Source organism: Mycobacterium sp. NGS29, assembly GCF_059812965.1.
In genome coordinates this window covers 123531-141967 of record NZ_JCALDR010000011.1, presented here as the reverse complement: position 1 = coordinate 141967, position 18437 = coordinate 123531, and the positions used below count along the sequence as shown (strand labels likewise).

Sequence of the window (18437 nt, the reverse complement as noted above, 5' to 3'; positions counted from 1 at the left end):
CCCTGCGTGTGCCGCGAAGTGGGCAGGGCTGCGCAACATAGCGCCACATATGTGACTCAAATACACTGCAAATTGACGCAATGGAAAAATGCGATTAATTGCGCTTAATGGACACCGCGCCGATGTGAACCGAATTGACTTGCGTCAAGCCACGTGAGCGCCGAATTTCCCGCAGAAACCCGTGGCAACGGACCTGCGCACGCGCAGCCCACGACCCGCGCCGAAACCCAAGTCCAGACAATGTGACTCATACGACCACGGCAGGCAGGCCGGAAACCGAGGGCGCCGCCCCCGAGTTTCCGGCGTCAGATTAGGGGGTATGCGACCCCGGCACATGCGCGACAAGAGTGAAGATTGGTGAGTCTGATGAGATCTCAAGTCAAGACGGCGTTTGCCGCCTTCGGCGGTGGCGCCATGCTTCTTATGGCAGTGGCCTGCGGTGGCGGCGACAACAAGTCCCCGAGTAGCAGCACTACGCCGACGACAACCCCGGCCACCAGCACCACGGCCCCGTCCGGCGCACCGACCGAAACTTCGCCCGGTGGTACCGGTGGTCCCGGCGGTGGCGGCGGCAGCGTCCCGGGCGGCCCCACCGGTGGCGGCGGGCCCGGCGGTGGCGGCGGCACGGTACCCGGCGGCCCCGGCGGCGGTGGTGGACCCGACGGCGGCGGCGGCAGCGTGCCTGGCGGGCCGACCGGTGGCGGCGGGCCGGGCGGCGGTAGCGGCACCATTCCCGGGGTCGGCGGTGGCGGCGGCGGACCGGGTGGCGGCGGCGGTTGCGTCGGCAACCTCTGCGGGGGCTTCCCGTGATCATCCGACGTCGTTGACGGAGACGAACGAGGACCGGTAACTACCGGTCCTCGTTTGCGTTGTCGGCCCAACCCGACTGCCCGACTCCTCAACCCGCCATCCCGGCGGGCATCGTCGTCGGCCCGACCCGACTGCCCGACTCCTCAACCCGCCATCCCGGCGGGCATTGTCGTCGGCCCGACCCGACTGCCCGACTCCTCAACCCGCCATCCCGGCGGGCATCGTCGTCGGCCCGACCCGACTGCCCGACTCCTCAACCCGCCATCCCGGCGGGCATTGTCGTCGGGCTAAAGTTCGTCCAGGCCGATCGCAAGGGAGCCCCGATGGAGAAGCTCAGGTTCGGATACTTCATCGCGCCATTCCACCGCGCCGGCACCAATCCCACGCTTGCGCTGCAACGTGACTTGGAGTTCGTCGAGCACCTCGACTCCCTCGGTTTCGATGAGGCGTGGATCGGCGAACACCACTCGGCAGGCAGCGAGATCATCAGCTCGCCAGAGGTTTTCATCGGAGCAGCGGCTCAGCGCGCCAAGCGGATACGATTCGGCACCGGAGTGATTTCGCTGTCCTATCACAACCCGCTGTGGGTCGCGGACCGGCTGATGCTGCTCGACCATCTCACCCACGGACGCATCATCGGCGGAGTTGGCCCCGGATCACTGCCGACCGACTCCGCCATGATCGGGCTGACCCCGACAGACACACGCGAGCTACTCGAGTCCAATCTCGACATCGTGGTGCGTCTGCTGGCGGGGGAGACGGTGAGCGCCAAGACCGCCACCCACCAATTGTTCGACGCTAAATTGCAGCTCGCTCCCTACTCGGCCAGCGGGATTCCCTTGGCGGTGGCCGCGGTCGCGTCGCCGACGGGAGCGCGGTTGGCCGGCAAGCACGGCATCGGGCTGTTGTCGATCGGAGCGACCCTGACCATCGAAGGGTTCGACGCGCTGGCCTACCACTGGGGCATCGTCGAGGAACGCGCCGCCAAATTCGGTGCCCACGTCGACCGCAGCAACTGGAGCCTGGTCGGACCGATGCACATCGCCGAGACCGACGAACAGGCCCGTGCCGACGTAAAATTCGGCATCGAGCCCTGGTTCCGCTACTTCCAGAAGGTCGCCGCATTCCCGCAGATGACGATGCCGGGCGACCGGCTCGACGAGATGATCGACATGATCAACGGCAACGGCGCCGGCGTGATCGGCACGCCCGAACGCGCCCGCGAACAGATCCAGCGGTTATGGGACCAATCGGGCGGATTCGGCTGCATGCTGCAGATGGGTCATGAGTGGGCCAACCCGGCAGCGACCAGGCGGTCAGCCGAGTTGTTCGCCGCCGAAGTGATGCCGCACTTCCAGGGACAGGCCCAACCCACCTTAGACGCCGCCGCGCGAGCCGGACAGATGCGCGACAGCCTGGCTCAGACGCAGTTGCAGGCCATCGAGCACATGACCAAGAAGTACCAGGACGAGGTCGGATAGCCGCCAGGACCGCTACCTTGGCCAACCCGTCCAGGAACGGCGAAAAGTGTTGCGCGGCAGGACTACCGAGCGCCAGATTGCCGCTCGGCAGCCTTTACCAGCTGGCCTGCGAAGAATTTGACTGCGCCGCCCATCGCCGCGCGGGCGGCTGGTCCGGTACCCCGGGCCTTCTCGATGAACGAGCCACTCCAACGGATGTCGGTGCCACCCGACGAGTTCGGTGTGAGGACCACTTCGGCGACATAGTCGGTGACCGGCTGCCGCGGACCCACCAGCTTGTAGGCGTGCCGCCGATCCTGCTCATAGGCAGTGGTTTCCTCCTGCACGAACACCGGCCACATCCCCAGCTTGCGGACCGCCCCTACGCCCCCGGGAGCCGGGTCGCCCTGGCGGACCCAGCTCGACGACACGACGATCGGTTTCGCCCAGCTGGACCAGTTGCCACCGTCGGCCACCAGCTGGAATACCGTCGCGGGGGGCGCGCTGGTGGTCTTGTTGACCTCGAACGTGAACTTCCGACCCGACATGGCTGACTCCTGAGGTATCCGACCTGGAATGGTGCTGCCGCGTACCCTATCGCGCACCCGCGCACCACCGATCCGGGCGGGTCACGTACCACAGGTCGCGGAATCGTCCACGCGGCGCCGGTGCCGGGGCATACTCACGGTGTGCCGAACGCCGATGCCGTCGAGATAGCACCCACACCAGGCCGACATCGCTGCGATGCTCACGTTGGTGAAGCCGCTGCGCAGGCTGAACGTTCAAGGGCCGGGAAGCCGACGGCCACGCAGCGCGCAAGGTCCGTGAACGCACCGCGGCGGCGATTGAAACCGGCATCGAATTGATGATCGCCGAGCGCGAAGCCGACCCGACCCGATCGGTTGTCGGACGGCTCTCCAAAACCGACACCTGACCGGGAATATGGCCAATGAGATTGCGGGACAACATATGAGATCCTCACTACCTTATCGCCGCAGCGGCGCGTTGCTGGTGGCAGCGCTGCTTCTCGGCGGGTGCAGCAGCCCAGCCCGCACGCCAGCCACTCAATCCAGCACCGGCAGCACCGCGGCAGCCTCCGTCGCCCAGGCGGGTGATAGCCAGAATGTGCTGGACTCTGCGGTCAAGGCCGACGGGCCAGGCTGCTCGGCGGCCGTCGGGGTCGAGGGCCGGGTGGCGTGGACCGGGGTTGCCGGACTTGCCAACCTGAGCAACAAAGCCAAGATCACCGCGGACACGGTTTTCGATATCGCTTCGGTCTCAAAGCAATTCACCGCCACCGCAATCCTGCTCCTGGTTCAGGCAGGCAAGCTGACCTTGGACGATCCGCTGTCCAAGTACATCACTGAAATGCCGCCGTGGGCCGCAAACGTCAGCCTCGCGCAACTGATGCATCACACCAGTGGGATCCCCGAATACACCAGCCTGCTTCAAGAGCAGGGGTTGAACTTCAGCGACCGCACCACCGAGGCCCAGGCCCTGCAGGCCCTGGTCGCGGTACCGGAGTTGACCTCTAAGCCCGGCGCGCGCTACGAGTACGTCAATTCCAACTACCTGTTGCTCGGCGAGATTGTGCACCGCGTCTCCGGCCGGTCCCTCGCGGACTTCCTCAGCACGGAGATCTTCCGTCCGCTCGGCCTGACCATGGTGCTCGAACCGGTGGCGGGCGTTCCCAATAAAGCAGTGGCATACAGCAAGGGCGACAACGACTTTCAGGCCACAGATTTCAAGTGGGAACAAGTAGGCGACCGCGGCATCCAGACCACCATGAGCCAGTTGGTCCGGTGGGCCGACAACTACCGCACCGGTAAGGTCGGCGGCCCGACTCTACTCGAGGCACAGCTGGCCGGAGCCGTGGAAACCGACCCCGGCGGCGGCGACCGCTACGGCGCCGGAATCCAGTCGCTCGCCAACGGCATGCTCGACCACCCGGGCACCTGGGCCGGTTTCCTCACGGCATTCCGGGTCAGCAGCGACCGTCGCACTGCGATCGCCGTCAGCTGCAACGTCGACAGTCAGGATCCGGGCGCCATGGTCGAGTCGCTGGGAAGCATCTGGATGCCGGGGTCATAAGTCCGTTCGCGACAGCGCGCAATTCCTATACGGCGCGCGGCGCGGCTGCCATGATTCACGGTATGGCGCAACCGTCGATTCTCACCACCGACAACGGCTTACCGTCGAGCGTGCAGGGTGCCTGCGACTCACGCTTTCTCAATGTCATCCGGGCATTCGCCGGGTTGTATCCCGGGCGCATATTCGGCGGCGGTGCGCTCTCGGTCTTCATCGACGGCCGGCAGGTGGTCGATGTCTGGACAGGCTACTCGGACCGCAAGGGCAACGAACCGTGGACCGCCGACACCGGGGCCATGGTGTTCTCCGCGACAAAAGGGTTAGCCGCCACCATTATTCATCTCCTCGTCGACCGCGGCCTGTTGTGCTATGACGCACCGGTCGCCGACTACTGGCCCGAGTTCGGCGCGAACGGCAAATCCGAGATCACCGTGAGCGACATGCTGCGACACCGCGCCGGACTGTCACACCTGAAGGGTGTGGACAAGGACACGATCATGGATCACCTGTTGATGGAGGAGCGGCTGGCCGCCGCGCCGGTGGACCGTGCGCACGGCAAGATGGCCTACCACGCGATCACCTACGGCTGGCTGTTGTCGGGCCTGGCCCGTGCGGTGACCGGCAAGGGCATGCGGGAACTGTTCCGCGAGGAACTCGCCCGACCGCTGGACACCGACGGCCTGCACCTCGGCCGGCCACCCGCGGACTGCCCGACCAAAGCGGCGCAGACGTTGTTGCCCCAGGCCAAGATCCCGACGCCGCTGCTGGACTTCATCGCACCCAAGGTTGCCGGACTGTCCTTTTCCGGGTTGCTGGGCTCGATCTACTTCCCGGGCATCATGTCGATGCTGCAGGACGACATGCCGTTCCTGGACGGCGAGCTGCCCGCGGTCAACGGTGTGGTGACCGCGCGTGCCCTGGCAAAAACGTACGCGGTGCTGGCCAACGACGGTGTCATCGACGGCACGCGACTGTTGTCGTCCGAGGCGGTATCAGGCATGAAAGGCAAAGCCGAGTTGTGGCCGGACCTGAATCTGGGACTGCCCTTCACCTATCACCAGGGTTATCAATCATCGCCTGTCCCAGGCTTTTTGGAAGGTTACGGCCACATCGGTCTGGGCGGCACCGTGGGATGGGCCGATCCGGAGACGGGCAGCTCGTTCGGATACGTGCACAACCGTCTGCTGACGCTGCTGCTGTTCGACGTGGGTTCGTTCGCGGGGTTGGCCCCGCTGCTCACCAACGCCGTCGATGCGGCGCGCAAAGACGGACCGTTGGAGGTGCCGCGTCTCGGTGCGACGTATCACGATCCCGGCGAGCACGAGCCGGCCGCGGGGGAGTAGCGCCCGCACCGCCCGAGGGCGCCAAGGACGATTTATAGACTTCGGTTATGGATGGCGGTGTCCGACCGGAGCCTGCAGTGCGTGATGGGCTACTGCAGATCGAGGATTGCCTGGCCACGGACGGCAACATCGCCCTGCCGCCGGACACCACGCTGATCTCGTTGATCGACCGCAACATCAGGTACGTCGGCGACGAGATCGCATACCGCTACCTCGACCACAGCGGCCTGGGCGCCGGGCGCGCGCTGGAAGTGACCTGGACTCAGTTCGGGGTGCGCCTGCGCGCCATCAGCGCGCACATCCAGCAGCACGCGGGACCCGGCGACCGGGTCGCGATCCTGGCACCCCAGAGCATCGACTGGGTCGCCGGCTACTACGCCGCAATCAAAGCGGGAACCATCGCGGTGCCACTGTTCGCACCGGAACTGCCGGGCCACGCCGAGCGGCTGGAAACAGCCCTACTGGATTCGACCCCGAAAGTCGTGCTCACCACGACCGCGGCGCGCGACGGGGTGCAGCAGTTTCTGGCAAACGTCAGCCGGTTGCAGGCACCGCGCGTGCTGGTCATCGACGAAATTCCCGACTCGGACCAGGACCGGTTTGCTCCGGTCGCGCTGGACATGGACGCGGTCTCATACCTGCAATACACCTCAGGTGCCACCCGGGCCCCTGTCGGCGTGGAGATCACCCACCGCGCGGTGGCCACCAACCTGGTGCAGATGATCTTGTCGATCGACCTGCTCAACCGCAACACCCACGGCGTGAGCTGGCTGCCGCTGTATCACGACATGGGCCTGTCGATGATCGGCTTCCCCACCGTCTACGGAGGCCACACCACCCTGATGTCCCCGACGGCGTTCGTGCGCCGGCCGCAGCGCTGGATCCAGGCTCTCTCGGCGGGATCACGCACCGGTCGCGTCGTCACCGCGGCGCCGAACTTCGCCTACGAATGGGCCGCGCAGCGCGGACTTCCCGCACCCGGTGAAGATATCGACCTCGCCAACGTCGTGCTGATCATCGGTTCCGAACCGGTCAGCATCGAGGCGGTGACCGCATTCAATAAGGCGTTCTCCTCATATGGGTTGCCGCGCAAGGCATTCAAACCGTCCTACGGTATCGCCGAGGCGACCCTGATGATCGCGACCATCGACCACGCCGCCGAGACGTCGGTGATCTATCTGGACCGCGAGCAGCTCGGTGCGGGCCGGGCGGTCCAGGTAGCTGCCGACGCTCCCACCGTCGTCGCACAGGTGTCCTGCGGGCAGGTGGCCCGCAGCCTGTGGGCGGTGATCGTGGATCCGGAGACCGGAGCAGAACTGCCGGATGGCCAGGTCGGCGAACCGTGGCTGCAAGGTGACAACGTCGGCCGCGGTTACTGGCGTCGGCCGGAACAGACGCGGCTGACCTTCGGAGCCAAACTGGGGGCCACCCTCCGAACGGGTAGCCATGCCGCCGGATCAGATATCGGCGGTGACTGGCTGCGGACCGGGGATCTGGCCGTGTACGTCGACGGCGAACTGTACGTCACCGGCCGGATCGCCGATCTGATCACCATCGACGACACACACCACTACCCGCAGGACATCGAGGCGACCGTCGCGGAAGCATCGCCGATGGTGCGCCGGGGCTACGCGACGGCGTTCACGGTGCCCCGCGAGGGCCGCCACGCTCTGGTCATCATCGCCGAGCGCGCCACCGGCACCGGGCGGGCTGACCCGGCACCTGCGCTCGACGCGATCCGCGCGGCCGTGGCGGCCCGCCACCGGTTGTCGGTCGCCGATGTGCGGTTCCTGCCGGCCGGGGCCATCCCGCGTACCACCAGCGGCAAGCTCGCGCGGGTGGCCTGCCGCGTCCAGTATCTGAGCGGCGCGTTCGGCGGGCACGACGCCGTGTCACCATGATCCGATGACCACCGACCCGTCGGCCGAGGGATCCGATCGGGTCCCGAAGCTGGCGGGGTTCCCGGTGAGACCGCCGCCCCTGATCCGTCCGGTCACCTTCGACCAGCACTGGGCCGATCTGACGTTCCTGCACTGGCCGGTGACGCCTGCCAGCATCGCGCATCTGTACCCGCCCGGCACCCGGCCCGACGTCTTCGCCGACGGCCTGACCTACGTCGGGCTGGTGCCGTTCACCATGACCAGCACCAAACTTGTTGCAGCGCTGCCACTTCCATACTTTGGAACGTTCCACGAGACCAATGTGCGGCTGTACTCGGTCGACGATGCCGGACGCCACGGAGTGCTGTTCCGGTCGCTGGAGACAGCGCGTCTAGCAGTCGTGCCGGTCACCCGGATCGGTCTGGGCGTCCCCTACACCTGGGCAAGGATGCGCATCGCCCGGTCCGGCAACCAGATCAGTTATCACAGCGTTCGGCGCTGGCCGCGGCGTGGGCTGCGCAGCCTGGTGACAGTCACCGTCGGCGAGCCGATCACCCCGACACCGCTCGAGGTGTGGCTCACCGCCCGCTGGGGCGCGCACACCCGCAAGGCCGGACGCACCTGGTGGGTCCCGAACCAACACGCGGAATGGACGGTGCAGGCCGCCGAGATCGTGGAACTGCACGACGAGCTGGTGGCGGCTGCCGGAATCACGCCCAGCGGCGACCGGCTGCGCGCGCTGTTCTCCCCAGGGGTACGGACCCAGTTCGGCCGGCCCTGCCTGGTTGCGTAGCAATCCGGCTCACGGACAGGTGTATCCGCCGTCGATGATCAGGTCGGATCCGGTCATATAGCTGGAAGCCGCGCTGGCCAGGTAGAGGTACAGGCCGGTGAGTTCTTCGGGCCGGCCGATCCGTCCCATCGGGATCTTCGGCTCCCACACGCGGTGATAGTCGGCGAGCGGCTCGACCAGCTCGGTACGGATATACCCGGGACTGATGCTGTTGACCCGGATCTCGTATGGCGCGAACTCGACCGCCATCGCTTTGGTGAGGTGGATGACCGCCGCCTTGGTGGTGCAGTAGTGACCCACCTGCTGCGGGACGTTGATGATATGACCTGACATCGACGCGGTGGTGATGATGGACCCGCCGCGGCCCTGCCGCACCATTGCCTTGGCGGCGGCCTGGGCGGTGAGGAAGACCCCGGTCACGTTGGTGTCCTGGATCCGTTGAAACTCCTGCAGCGACATCTCCAGCATCGGGGTGTCCGAGACGATGCCGGCATTGCACACCGCGATGTCGATGCCGCCCAGCTGCTCAGTGAGCTGATCCACCATGGCGGTCACCTGATCTTGCCGGGTCACGTCGCACACGATGGGCACCGCCCGGCCTCCCATCGCGGCGATCTGCTCGGCCAACTCCGTCAGAGCATCCAAATGCCTTGCGGCAATCGCCACTTCGGCTCCGGCTTCGACGTAGGCCAGAGCCACCTGCTTACCGATACCGCTGGAGGCTCCGGTCACCAAAGCCGTCTTGCCGTGCAAGTCGAACAGATCCAACACCGTCATGGGATCTAGTCTGTCCGGTATGGGCAAGTTCGCCAAAGCAGAGATCGAGGAAGCCGTCCGCCACTACACGACCGTCGTCGAAGGATGCTCCGCGTCGGGCGATTGGCGCCCCTTCGCGGATCTGTTCACCGAGGACGTGGTCTACACGGAGCATCACTACGGGACCTTCCACGGTCGCGAGGAGGTGCGCGAATGGATCGTCTCCGTGATGGCGCCGTTCCCGCACATGCGGTTTCCCTCGGACTGGACCGCCTACGACGAAGACAACGATGCCGTGGTGATCATGATCAGGAACCTGCTCGATCACCCCACCGACCCCGACGGAGAGCCGTTCTGGTTCCCGAACTGGACCCGGCTGGTCTACGCCGGCGACGGTCTGTTCAGCAGCGAAGAGGACATCTACAACCCCAACCGTGACGCGCCCGGCATCGTCGGCGCCTGGCTGGAGGCCGGCGGCCGGTTCGCGTCCACGAGGTTCCCCGAACCCAAGGCCTAGCTCGAGGCCGATGACCGCTTGCGCCGGCGCGAGCGGGCAGCGTTCAGCGCCTGCTGCCAGGCCAACGATGTCGCGGCTTTGAGCATGGCCGGCCGGGCGCTGTCCCTGGACAGCAGCGCGGTGGCGGCGGCTTTGGTGGTGGCCGATGCCTTGGACAGATGGCCGCTGTCGAACGGTGGCTGCGGGTCGTACTCGAGGGCCAGCTGGATCGCCTTGGCGCGGCCTTCCCCGCCCATCTGACCGGCCAGCCACAGGCCGAGGTCGAGACCCGCGGAAACTCCCGCGCTGGTGATGATGTTGTCCTCGTGCACAATTCGTTCGTCGGTGACGGGAATCGCGCCAAACGCTTTCAGTGCCGGGATGGTCAGCCAGTGCGACGTCGCGCGCCGGCCCTTGAGCAGGCCGGCGGCCGCCAGAATCACCGATCCAGAGCACACCGACGTGGTCCAGCTCGCCGTCCGATGTGCTTGGCGCAGCCACTCGAGCAGCTTCTCATCGCGGGCGTGCACCGGTGTCCCGGGCCCGCCCGGCACCAGAATCACGTCGGGGGAGGGCGTTTCGGCCAGCGAGTGCGTGGCGCCGATCACCAGCACTCCGGAGTCGGCGGTGACCGGCCCGACGTCGTGCCAGACGAAGCGCACCTCGGTGTGCGGCAGCTGGCGCAGGATCTCGTAGGGCCCGATCATGTCGAGTGCGGTGAAATCCGGGTAGGCCACGAAGGCGATCTGGGTCATCGGGATTCTCCTAGCGTGTGGTTACGGGTCAGACGAACGCTTTGCGGTACTGGTCGGGCGGGATGCCGATCCGGCGAATGAAGTTGCGCCGCATGGTTTCCGCCGTCCCGAAGCCGCAGCGCGAAGCGATTGCCACGACGGTGTCGTCGGTCTCCTCCAACTGACGACGCGCGGCCTCGGTGCGGATCCGCTCGACGTACTGCCCGGGCGCCTCACCGATCTCCTCGGTGAACACCCGGGTGAAATGCCGAGGGCTCATCGCCGCCCGCCGGGCCAGGTCCTCGACGCTGTGCGATGCGCCGGGCTCGGACTCGATGGCCTCCTGCACGTCGCGGATCGACGTCCGTTTCGCGCGCGGCATCCACACCGGTGCGGCGAACTGGGTCTGGCCCCCGGGCCGGCGCAGATAGAGCACCAGCCAGCGGGCCACCGTCTGCGCAATCTCGGTGCCGTGGTCGTCCTCGACCAGCGACAGCGCCAGGTCGATGCCCGCGGCGACACCGGCGGCTGTCCATATCCGTTCGCTGCTGCGCACGAAGATCGGGTCGGGATCGATCTCGATGTTCGGGAACTCTGTGGCCAACCGGTCGGCGAACGCCCAGTGTGTGGTGGCCCGATGCCCGTCCAACAATCCGGCTTCGGCGGCCAGGAATGCTCCCGTGCAGACGGTGACGACGCGTCGTGCGGTCCGGGCCACTGCTTTGATCCAGTCCACGAATCCGGCGTCGGCCCGTGCGGCGTCGACGCCGCCACCACCGGGCAGCACCACGGTGTCGATGCGTTCGCGCGGGGCGGGAAGGGGCGCGGCGGTGAAGCCCAGCCCGGTAGCCGTGGTGACCGGTTGTCCATTGGCCGCGGCCACCACGACGTCGTATCCGCCTTCGGTCAGCAACGAAGCGCCGGTGAACACTTCGTAGGGCCCGATCACATCGAGCGCCTGCACCCCCGGGAAGCCGACGATGACGATTTTTCGTGCCATGGCCTCAGTCTTGGCCAACAAAACCATGTCGTCTACGCCATGGTGCCAACAAAATAAGACATGCGGACCCGGGCACAGCCCCGGGCCGGCACCTTGGCAGACTGTGGGCATGGCACAGATAACCTTGCGCGGAAATGCGATCAACACCGTCGGCGAGCTTCCCGCCGTCGGGTCCCCGGCACCTGACTTCACCCTGACCGGTGGCGATCTGGGCCCGGTCAGCAGCGATCAGTTCAACGGTAAATCCGTGCTGCTCAACATCTTTCCCTCGGTCGACACACCGGTCTGCGCCAAGAGCGTGAAGACGTTCAATGAGCGCGCCGGCGCCACCGGGGCATCGGTGGTGTGCGTATCCAAGGACCTGCCGTTCGCGCAGAAGCGGTTCTGCGGTGCCGAGGGCACCGAGAACGTTACGACAGGATCGGCGTTCCGGGACAGTTTCGGCGAGGACTACGGCGTCACCATCGCCGATGGCCCGATGGCCGGACTGCTGGCCCGCGCCGTCGTGGTGATCGGTGCCGACGGCAAGGTCGCCTACACCGAGTTGGTGCCTGAGATCGCGCAGGAGCCCGACTACGACGCGGCGCTGGCCGCGTTGGGCGGGTAATCCGGCCTAACCCCGCGAGGACCTGTCCAGCCGGTCTGCGGTCGCGGTCAGCACCTCCCGGCAGCCGGCCCACATGGCGGTGATGATGTCGGCGGCCGACGGCAGATCCTCGATACGGCCGGCGACCTGACCGGTGTTGGCGACACTGGCGTCCATGTCGCCGTCGAAGTAAAGCCGTTGCACCCGCTGCAGGGCGGCACTGCCCTCGGCCAAAGACGCTGAAGTGTCCAGCTTTTCGGCAGCAGCGGTGCGGATGACCCGCATCATTCTTCTGCCGTCCAGGGGGAGCAGCACGGTGCCCGTCTCGTCGGCGCGCACCACCGCCTCCTTGAGGTTGCCGTGCACCGGCGAGTCCGCCGAGGCCAGTAACCGGGTGCCCATCTGCACGCCTTCCGCCCCGAGGACGAGCGCGGCGGCCATCGACCGCGCATCGCAGATGCCTCCCGCGGCCACGATCGGGATGTCGACGTGGGCCGCGACCAACGGCAACAGCACCATGGTCGAGGCGCCGAACCGGTTCTTGAAGCCACCGCCTTCGACACCTTCGACGATGAGGCCGTCCACGCCGGCGTCGACGGCTTTCCGGGCGGCAGCCAGGGTACCCACCACGTGAAAGACGGTGATACCCGCGTCGTGCAGGCGAGCAGTGAACAGCGCGGGGTCCCCGGCTGAAGTGGTCACGAAGCGAATTCCGTTGTCTACCAACAGATCTACCATGGCCGGGTCGCGGTTGAACAGCAGCGCGATGTTGGCCCCGACCGGCCGATCGGTGAGGTCGCGCACCCCGCGCAGATCGGCGCGGCCCTGCTCGGAGGTGGTCTCGATGATGCCGAGACCACCGGCGTTGGACACCGCCGCGGCCAGTTGCGCACCGGCGATGTAGGTCATCGGCGCCTGCATGATCGGGATAGCGATCCGCGCGAGCGCCGCGACCCGGTTCGTAGTCCGGGCCCTGTCAATCACGATGTGAGCCTCCGGATTCGGCGCCGCGTGGATCGATGAGGTCGCGAAAACTCTCCGCTCGGTGCACGGACGCACCGAGACTGCGGACGCGGTCGGCCAGCCCCTTGTCCGATGTCACGACACGAATCTCGCCGGGTCGGGCGGCTGCCTGCACCAGCCGGACTATCTCGTCGTCGGCTGAGTTCGCCGCCGCCCTAGGTGCATGCGCCACATCGATCACCGAGGAGCCGATCGCGGTGGCCGGCGGGCGTTCGAAGACCACCGTCACCCGGTCTGCCGGCGGCGCCCACTTCTCGAGTCGCTGCACCAGCACGGTCATGGCGCGCTGGCGGTCTTTCCACCATCCGTCGGGGCGACAGCCGATCACATTCATCCCGTCGATGATCCAGCGCACACCTCACGGTACGAGACGCTTATAACCACCTGCGTTTGCGGGACCGCTGGGCGACTTGAGCCTGGACGTTCTCCTCCATGACGCCCAAGGCATTGATGACTTCCAGTTGAGACAGAATCATCAGTCCGTTGAGCTGTTTGAGTCGTTCCGGGTTGTTTTCGATCGACTCTTCGTCGTCGACGTAGACAAGCAGAAAGTTGCGCAACGCCTGGCTGCCGGTCATCCGCTCGGGGACCTTCATGTTCCGCAGGATGGAAACCATGTCAGGTTCGTCGGTCACAACATCGCTCCTTCGCGATCGAGTGTCAGCCCCCTAGCGTAGGAGACCGCCGTCACGCTCAGAGCAGGCGCTCACCGGCGTCGTCGGTAACCTCCCGACGGTCGTCGTCCTGATTCTCAGCCGGCCCGTTGGCGGAGGCCAATCCCGCTTTCGAGGCGCCACCGGCGGGTGCGCCGGCACCCATTCCGCTTCCCAGGGGGGCACCCCCACCCATCGCCGACGAGCCCGCGCTGGCCACCGCCGATGTCATCGGCGACGACGCTGCTTCAGCGACGCCGGCAACCACCGGGCTCCCGGCGGCCGCGCTCAGCGGGCTCTGCAACGCCGCTGCGCTGGCCACTCCGCTGCCGCTCACACCGCTCATCGAGGCCAACCTGGACATCGGCGTCGAACTGAACGCCAGCGCGCCCGCAGCGACGTCGTCGGACTCGCCGTACATGCGCGCGATATCGGTCAGCGCAGTCCCGGTGCGCATCAACTCTTCCTGAGCGGCGGTGTTGGAGGCCAGCATGGTGGCAGCTTCCTGCGCGAAGGCGAGCACCGCTTGCGCTGACACCTCTTCACCGCCGGCGGGGATGAGCCCGCTCAGCACCGACATGGCTGCAGTCGAGGCGGCGCTGATGCCCTGGCTACCGATGTCGACCAGCTGCGAACCGATATCACCGGCGGCAGGATTGTGGGACAGGGAATCCATTGCCATTGCGTGCTGCTCCTGTGTTCTGTAGGCGACTCCGACATGGTGATCGCAAGCGCGGCGGGGCCGCGCGTGACGGGTCACCCTCATCAGGTCACCGCGCTATAACACATCAATTCTAAGGTGCTCCTGGCCACCCGGATGCACCTTTTCGAGACCATGAGCACAATGCGCAAAACCGCAGAATCGTCGCTTATTCCGACTATCGCCCACAAGCGGGACATGTCGGTATCGGCCCCCTAGTTTCGATCTCAGCACGCATCGCAATTGTCGCGGTGCCGAATGGCAGAGTCGCCGATTTCAACACGCGGAGGAAATTCTGCACTGCAGGAAATCAGGAGTACACACATGCAGACCATGACATTTCATCCGGTCGTCGGCGACATTGGCGGCCAGGTGGTCCAGATCGGCATCAGTTCCCTGCAGGCCGGGGACCGGGCGGGCATGTCGGTGACCGGGCTCGCCCCGGCCGGCGCCGACGAGGTGTCGATGCAGGCAGTCATGGCATTTCACGCCGAGGCCGCTGCGATGTTGGACTTGCACCGGGCTGCCCAGCAAGAACTCATCCGGGCCGGTGCGGCATTGACCCAGATCGCGCAGACCTACACCGCCGTCGACCAAATGGCCGCCAATTCTGTGGCCATTCCGATGTCGAATCCCTGGATCGGCGAATAATTGCCGAGCCGGTGGTGACTGCCCGCAATTCTCAGTGCGGAATCCGAGCCGCGCGGTTGGCATTCGCAGAGAATTCCTGCTCGGGACGACCGGTGGTTCCGTAGCGCAGCCCGACGGAGACCTCCCCGGTGGTGGCCAGCGAGGCCAGGTACCGCTGGGCGGTAGCCCTCGAGATGCCGATCGCCGCGGACACCTCGGCCGCCGACATCGGCGTGGACGCAGCTTGCAGCGCTTGCACCACCAGTTTCTTGGTGGGGGAGGCCACAGCGGTGGACGACTGGACCGCGGCGACCCTGGGCCGCAACGCCTCCAGCGCGGCATCGACGTCACTGGCACCCAGATTGGGGCTGGACAGGATTTTCCGGTAGCGGGCATAGCCGGCGAGCCGGGCGGCCAATTCAGTGGTAGGGAACGGCTTGACCAGATACGTCAGCGCGCCGGCGGCCAACGCGGCGCGGATCGTCTCTGCCTCGGTAGCCGCCGTCAACATCATTGCGTCGCTGCTCAATTCGCGCACGAAGTCGACGCCGGAGCCGTCAGGCAGGTACACATCGACCAGTGCCAGGTCGACGGCTGCCGCCTCGCGAGCCGCCGCGAGCGTGTTGGCACTGGCGACCACCGTGAAACCTGGCATGGCATCGACGATTCCGGCATGCATGTTGGCGACCCGGAAGTCGTCGTCGACCACCAACACGGTCAGGTCTGCGCTGCCCACTGCTCCTCCTCAGTCATCACACCCGGAAGCCGGGCGATGAACTCGGCCCCGGTGAGCCGTTGTTCGGCAACCGGATTCCCCGGACTCGCCAGCCACAGGTCGCCACCCAGCGCGCGGCTGATCTGCCGCGACAACGCCAGTCCGATGCCGCGCCCACCCGGTATCCCGGAGTCCGGCTTCGTCGAGGTGCCCTCGGTGAAAAGCTGTTCGACGAAGTCGCCGGCCACCCCGTCACCGCTATCGGCGACCGTAATGTGCAGCGTCGAATCCTCCTGCAGCAGCTCGACTTCCACTTCCTTGCGGGCATTGTTGCCGGCACGGGCAGCGTCGATGGCGTTGTCCACCAGGTTGCCCACCACGGTGGTCACGTCCACCGGCAGTTCCAGCCGGCCCGATACCCAGGTGTTCTCGCCGATCACCAGCGTGACACCGGCCTCGCGCGCGGTCGCCGCCTTCGCCGCCAGAAATGCCTGCAGATGCGTGTCGTGAATCGCTTCGAGGCCGGGGACCGCCGAACCGAGCGGACCAGAACCGAGCAGTTCCTCCAAATATTGCAGACCCTCCTGGACATGGCCGGTGTGCAGCAGTCCGTTCAGCAGATGGAGCCGGTTGGCGAATTCGTGGCGCTGTGCCCGCAACGCGGTGCTCATCACCTGCACCGCGTCGAGTTGCCGGGTGAGCGACTCGACATCGGTGCGGTCGCGTACCACCAGCACGGTTCCCAACTCGCGGCCATCGCGCTGCACCTTCCGCGCCGAGACAACGACGATGCGCTGACCGACGGTGGCCAGAGTCGGCGCGGTCGCGGCCTGCTCCGAGGCAGCTTTGAACACGTCGAGAACACGTGGTGTCAAACCGATTTCGACGATATTCCTCCCGAGTTCGTTCCCGATCTGCAGCAGCCGGCAGGCCTCGTCATTGACGAACGTGATGCTGCCGCCCTGGTCGGTGGCCAGCACCCCCTCACCGATGCCGTGCAACACGGCCGCCTGGGTACGGACCAGCTCCGCCATTTCCGCCGGCCGCAGACCCAGGGTGAGCCCACGCCATCGCCGCGCCAGGGCCACCGAGCCGACGACGCCGATCAGCAAGGCCGCGCCGCCCAGCGGCGCGAGTACGCGCAGGTTCTTGGAAAACTGCTCGTCGAAAGCCTTGGTGGAGATACCGACGCTGACCATGCCCAGCACTCGAGTGCTGCCCGGTTCCACCACCGGCACTTTGGCGACGATGGAACGTCCGAGCGTGCCTGACTCATGAACAACCTGTTCGTGTCCCGCGAGTGCCTGGCCGGGATCGGTGCTGACCCGGCGGGCCAGTTCGTCGCGGTGGGGGTGCGCCAGCCGGATGCCGTCGGCGTTGCTGATGACGACGAACAAGACGTGGGTGCGCTGCTGGACCCGGGAAGCGACGGTCTGCAGCGGACCGGCTGCGAGTTCGTCGACGGTCGCAGGGTCGGCGGACACCGGGGTGGCGTCGTAGCGCGAGATCGTATTCAGCACGGTCGGGGATGACGCCACGACGCGGGCGATATCCATTGCGTGAACGCCGTATTGAAGGTCCAGGCGGTGCCGGTTGAACTGAGCGAACAACACGAACGCGACGATCAGGGTCAGGGTGACCAGGACCAGTTGCAGCAGCAGGATGCGGCTGGCGAGCCGCAGGTCGATGCGCCCCCGGGTGGGCATGAGGGGACGCTACCACGTTAGCTGAGCAGAATGCGCAAAAGTCGCTGGCTGCTAGAGATGTCAGGACCCTTCGGGATAGGTCTGGTCCCGGCGGGCGTCCATGAACTCGACACCGGCGGCTGCCCTACGATCGGCCCATGCGTGACTCGACGATCCTGATCACCGGGGCCACCGGCCAGGTTGCCGCCCCGATCGCCCAGGCCCTGGCGGCCGACAACGAGGTGTGGGGCATCGCCCGGTTCACCGACCCGGTCGCGCGCACCCGCCTCGAGCAGGCCGGCGTGCGCTGCGAGACAGTCAATCTGGCCGCCGGAGATTTCACCGCGCTGCCCTCAGACTTCGACTATGTGCTCAATCTGGCGGTGGCCAAGAGCGGACGGTGGGATAAGGATCTGGCCGCCAACGCTGAATCCGTCGGCCTGTTGATGGCCCACTGCCGCACCGCAAAAGCGTTCCTGCACTGCTCTTCTGCGGCTGTCTACGACCCGCCCGACGACGAAGTACGCACCGAGCGCGCGGCCCTGGGCGACAACCACAAACCTCTGTTCCCCACCTATTCGATCTCCAAGATCGCCGGTGAGACCGTCGCGCGCACCACCGCGCGCATCCTCGGAGTGCCGACCACGATCGCCCGCCTCAACGTTCCGTACGGCGACAACGGTGGCTGGCCGTTCTACCACATGGAGATGATGCTGGGCGGCATCCCGATCCCGGTCCCGCCCGGCGGCCCGGCACTCTACAACCCGATCCACCAGGATGACATCATCGCCACCATCCCGAAACTGCTTGCTGCGGCATCGGTTCCGGCCATCACGGTGAACTGGGCCGGCGACCAGATGGTCAGCATCCAGGACTGGTGCGGCTACCTCGGCACGCTCGTCGGTCGCGAGCCGACGTTCAACGAGAGCGACCAGGCACTCCGCGGCAACCCCGTGGACGTGACCTTCCTGCACGAGCTGACCGGCACCGGCAGCACGGTGGACTGGCACGACGGCTTGCGTCGCATGGCGGCCAAGTTCCATCCGGATCTCGTTGAGGCATAGGGGACTCGGTACCTGTACCGA

The 18437-nt window shown here is 66.4% G+C and carries 20 protein-coding genes; 10 read left to right on the top strand and 10 right to left on the bottom strand.

Annotated elements, in window-relative coordinates; translation table 11 throughout:
* Positions 1-366: 366 nt before the first annotated feature.
* Positions 367-810, top strand: coding sequence for a hypothetical protein (locus tag AC5Y5Z_RS16485; protein ID WP_463824252.1), 444 nt, complete (start codon positions 367-369; stop codon positions 808-810).
* A gap of 323 nt (positions 811-1133) precedes the next feature.
* On the top strand, positions 1134-2291 hold the full coding sequence (locus AC5Y5Z_RS16480; protein ID WP_499926344.1) for an LLM class flavin-dependent oxidoreductase: 1158 nt from the start codon (positions 1134-1136) through the stop codon (positions 2289-2291).
* Positions 2292-2353: 62 nt separating this feature from the next.
* On the opposite strand, the gene AC5Y5Z_RS16475 is transcribed toward AC5Y5Z_RS16480, so the two are convergent.
* Positions 2354-2818 carry an SRPBCC family protein gene (locus tag AC5Y5Z_RS16475; RefSeq protein WP_499926342.1) on the bottom strand — a complete coding sequence of 155 codons (465 nt, stop codon included), beginning with the start codon at positions 2816-2818 and terminating at the stop codon, positions 2354-2356.
* Positions 2819-3239: 421 nt separating this feature from the next.
* On the opposite strand from AC5Y5Z_RS16475, the gene AC5Y5Z_RS16470 reads away from it, so the two are divergent.
* From AC5Y5Z_RS16470 to AC5Y5Z_RS16455, 4 genes are all read left to right on the top strand, one after another.
* Positions 3240-4361, top strand: a complete 1122-nt coding sequence (locus AC5Y5Z_RS16470) for a serine hydrolase domain-containing protein (protein WP_499918787.1) — start codon at positions 3240-3242, stop codon at positions 4359-4361.
* Positions 4362-4423: 62 nt separating this feature from the next.
* Positions 4424-5701 (top strand): lipase LipD, encoded by a 1278-nt coding sequence (gene lipD, locus AC5Y5Z_RS16465; RefSeq protein WP_499918789.1) that lies wholly within the window; start codon positions 4424-4426, stop codon positions 5699-5701.
* A 47-nt stretch (positions 5702-5748) separates the two neighbouring features.
* A complete protein-coding gene (locus AC5Y5Z_RS16460; RefSeq protein WP_499926339.1) occupies positions 5749-7602 on the top strand; it encodes a fatty acyl-AMP ligase in 1854 nt (617 codons plus the stop codon).
* A gap of 4 nt (positions 7603-7606) precedes the next feature.
* Entirely contained in the window at positions 7607-8374 is a 768-nt protein-coding gene (locus AC5Y5Z_RS16455) for a YqjF family protein (RefSeq protein ID WP_499926337.1), read from the top strand.
* Positions 8375-8383: 9 nt separating this feature from the next.
* On the opposite strand, the gene AC5Y5Z_RS16450 is transcribed toward AC5Y5Z_RS16455, so the two are convergent.
* On the bottom strand, positions 8384-9151 hold the full coding sequence (locus AC5Y5Z_RS16450) for an SDR family oxidoreductase (RefSeq protein ID WP_499926335.1): 768 nt from the start codon (positions 9149-9151) through the stop codon (positions 8384-8386).
* A gap of 19 nt (positions 9152-9170) precedes the next feature.
* Here AC5Y5Z_RS16450 and AC5Y5Z_RS16445 point away from each other — a divergent pair, with 19 nt between their 5' ends.
* Positions 9171-9647, top strand: a complete 477-nt coding sequence (locus AC5Y5Z_RS16445; protein ID WP_499926333.1) for a nuclear transport factor 2 family protein — start codon at positions 9171-9173, stop codon at positions 9645-9647.
* On the opposite strand, the gene AC5Y5Z_RS16440 is transcribed toward AC5Y5Z_RS16445, so the two are convergent.
* Entirely contained in the window at positions 9644-10381 is a 738-nt protein-coding gene (locus AC5Y5Z_RS16440) for a DJ-1/PfpI family protein (RefSeq protein ID WP_499918793.1), read from the bottom strand. The two genes, AC5Y5Z_RS16445 and AC5Y5Z_RS16440, sit on opposite strands and share 4 nt — an antisense overlap.
* Positions 10382-10409: 28 nt before the next feature.
* Positions 10410-11360 (bottom strand): GlxA family transcriptional regulator, encoded by a 951-nt coding sequence (locus AC5Y5Z_RS16435; protein WP_499926330.1) that lies wholly within the window; start codon positions 11358-11360, stop codon positions 10410-10412.
* Between the two features lie 109 nt (positions 11361-11469).
* On the opposite strand from AC5Y5Z_RS16435, the gene tpx reads away from it, so the two are divergent.
* The gene (gene tpx / locus AC5Y5Z_RS16430; protein WP_463824263.1) at positions 11470-11967 is read left to right on the top strand and encodes a thiol peroxidase; all 498 of its coding nucleotides are present in this window, start codon (positions 11470-11472) and stop codon (positions 11965-11967) included.
* A gap of 6 nt (positions 11968-11973) precedes the next feature.
* Here the strand turns inward: tpx and AC5Y5Z_RS16425 are convergent, their stop codons facing one another.
* The 4 genes from AC5Y5Z_RS16425 to AC5Y5Z_RS16410 are packed head-to-tail and all read right to left on the bottom strand — an operon-like array spanning position 11974 to position 14304.
* Positions 11974-12930: an NAD(P)H-dependent flavin oxidoreductase gene (locus AC5Y5Z_RS16425; RefSeq protein ID WP_499926328.1), complete on the bottom strand. Its 957-nt coding sequence runs from the start codon at positions 12928-12930 to the stop codon at positions 11974-11976.
* Complete coding sequence (locus AC5Y5Z_RS16420; protein WP_499918799.1) at positions 12923-13324, bottom strand: NYN domain-containing protein; 402 nt, start codon at positions 13322-13324, stop codon at positions 12923-12925. Before AC5Y5Z_RS16420 ends, AC5Y5Z_RS16425 begins: the two co-directional genes overlap by 8 nt.
* A gap of 19 nt (positions 13325-13343) precedes the next feature.
* Positions 13344-13604 carry a hypothetical protein gene (locus AC5Y5Z_RS16415; protein ID WP_463824265.1) on the bottom strand — a complete coding sequence of 87 codons (261 nt, stop codon included), beginning with the start codon at positions 13602-13604 and terminating at the stop codon, positions 13344-13346.
* A gap of 58 nt (positions 13605-13662) precedes the next feature.
* A complete protein-coding gene (locus AC5Y5Z_RS16410; RefSeq protein WP_499918801.1) occupies positions 13663-14304 on the bottom strand; it encodes a PE family protein in 642 nt (213 codons plus the stop codon).
* Between the two features lie 342 nt (positions 14305-14646).
* Here AC5Y5Z_RS16410 and AC5Y5Z_RS16405 point away from each other — a divergent pair, with 342 nt between their 5' ends.
* Complete coding sequence (locus AC5Y5Z_RS16405; RefSeq protein WP_499926325.1) at positions 14647-14973, top strand: PE family protein; 327 nt, start codon at positions 14647-14649, stop codon at positions 14971-14973.
* 31 nt (positions 14974-15004) lie between these two features.
* On the opposite strand, the gene AC5Y5Z_RS16400 is transcribed toward AC5Y5Z_RS16405, so the two are convergent.
* Entirely contained in the window at positions 15005-15688 is a 684-nt protein-coding gene (locus tag AC5Y5Z_RS16400) for a response regulator (protein ID WP_499926323.1), read from the bottom strand.
* Positions 15670-17373, bottom strand: a complete 1704-nt coding sequence (locus AC5Y5Z_RS16395) for a sensor histidine kinase (RefSeq protein ID WP_499926321.1) — start codon at positions 17371-17373, stop codon at positions 15670-15672. Before AC5Y5Z_RS16395 ends, AC5Y5Z_RS16400 begins: the two co-directional genes overlap by 19 nt.
* Before the next feature lie 137 nt (positions 17374-17510).
* On the opposite strand from AC5Y5Z_RS16395, the gene AC5Y5Z_RS16390 reads away from it, so the two are divergent.
* On the top strand, positions 17511-18416 hold the full coding sequence (locus AC5Y5Z_RS16390; protein ID WP_499926319.1) for an NAD-dependent epimerase/dehydratase family protein: 906 nt from the start codon (positions 17511-17513) through the stop codon (positions 18414-18416).
* Positions 18417-18437: the final 21 nt, after the last annotated feature.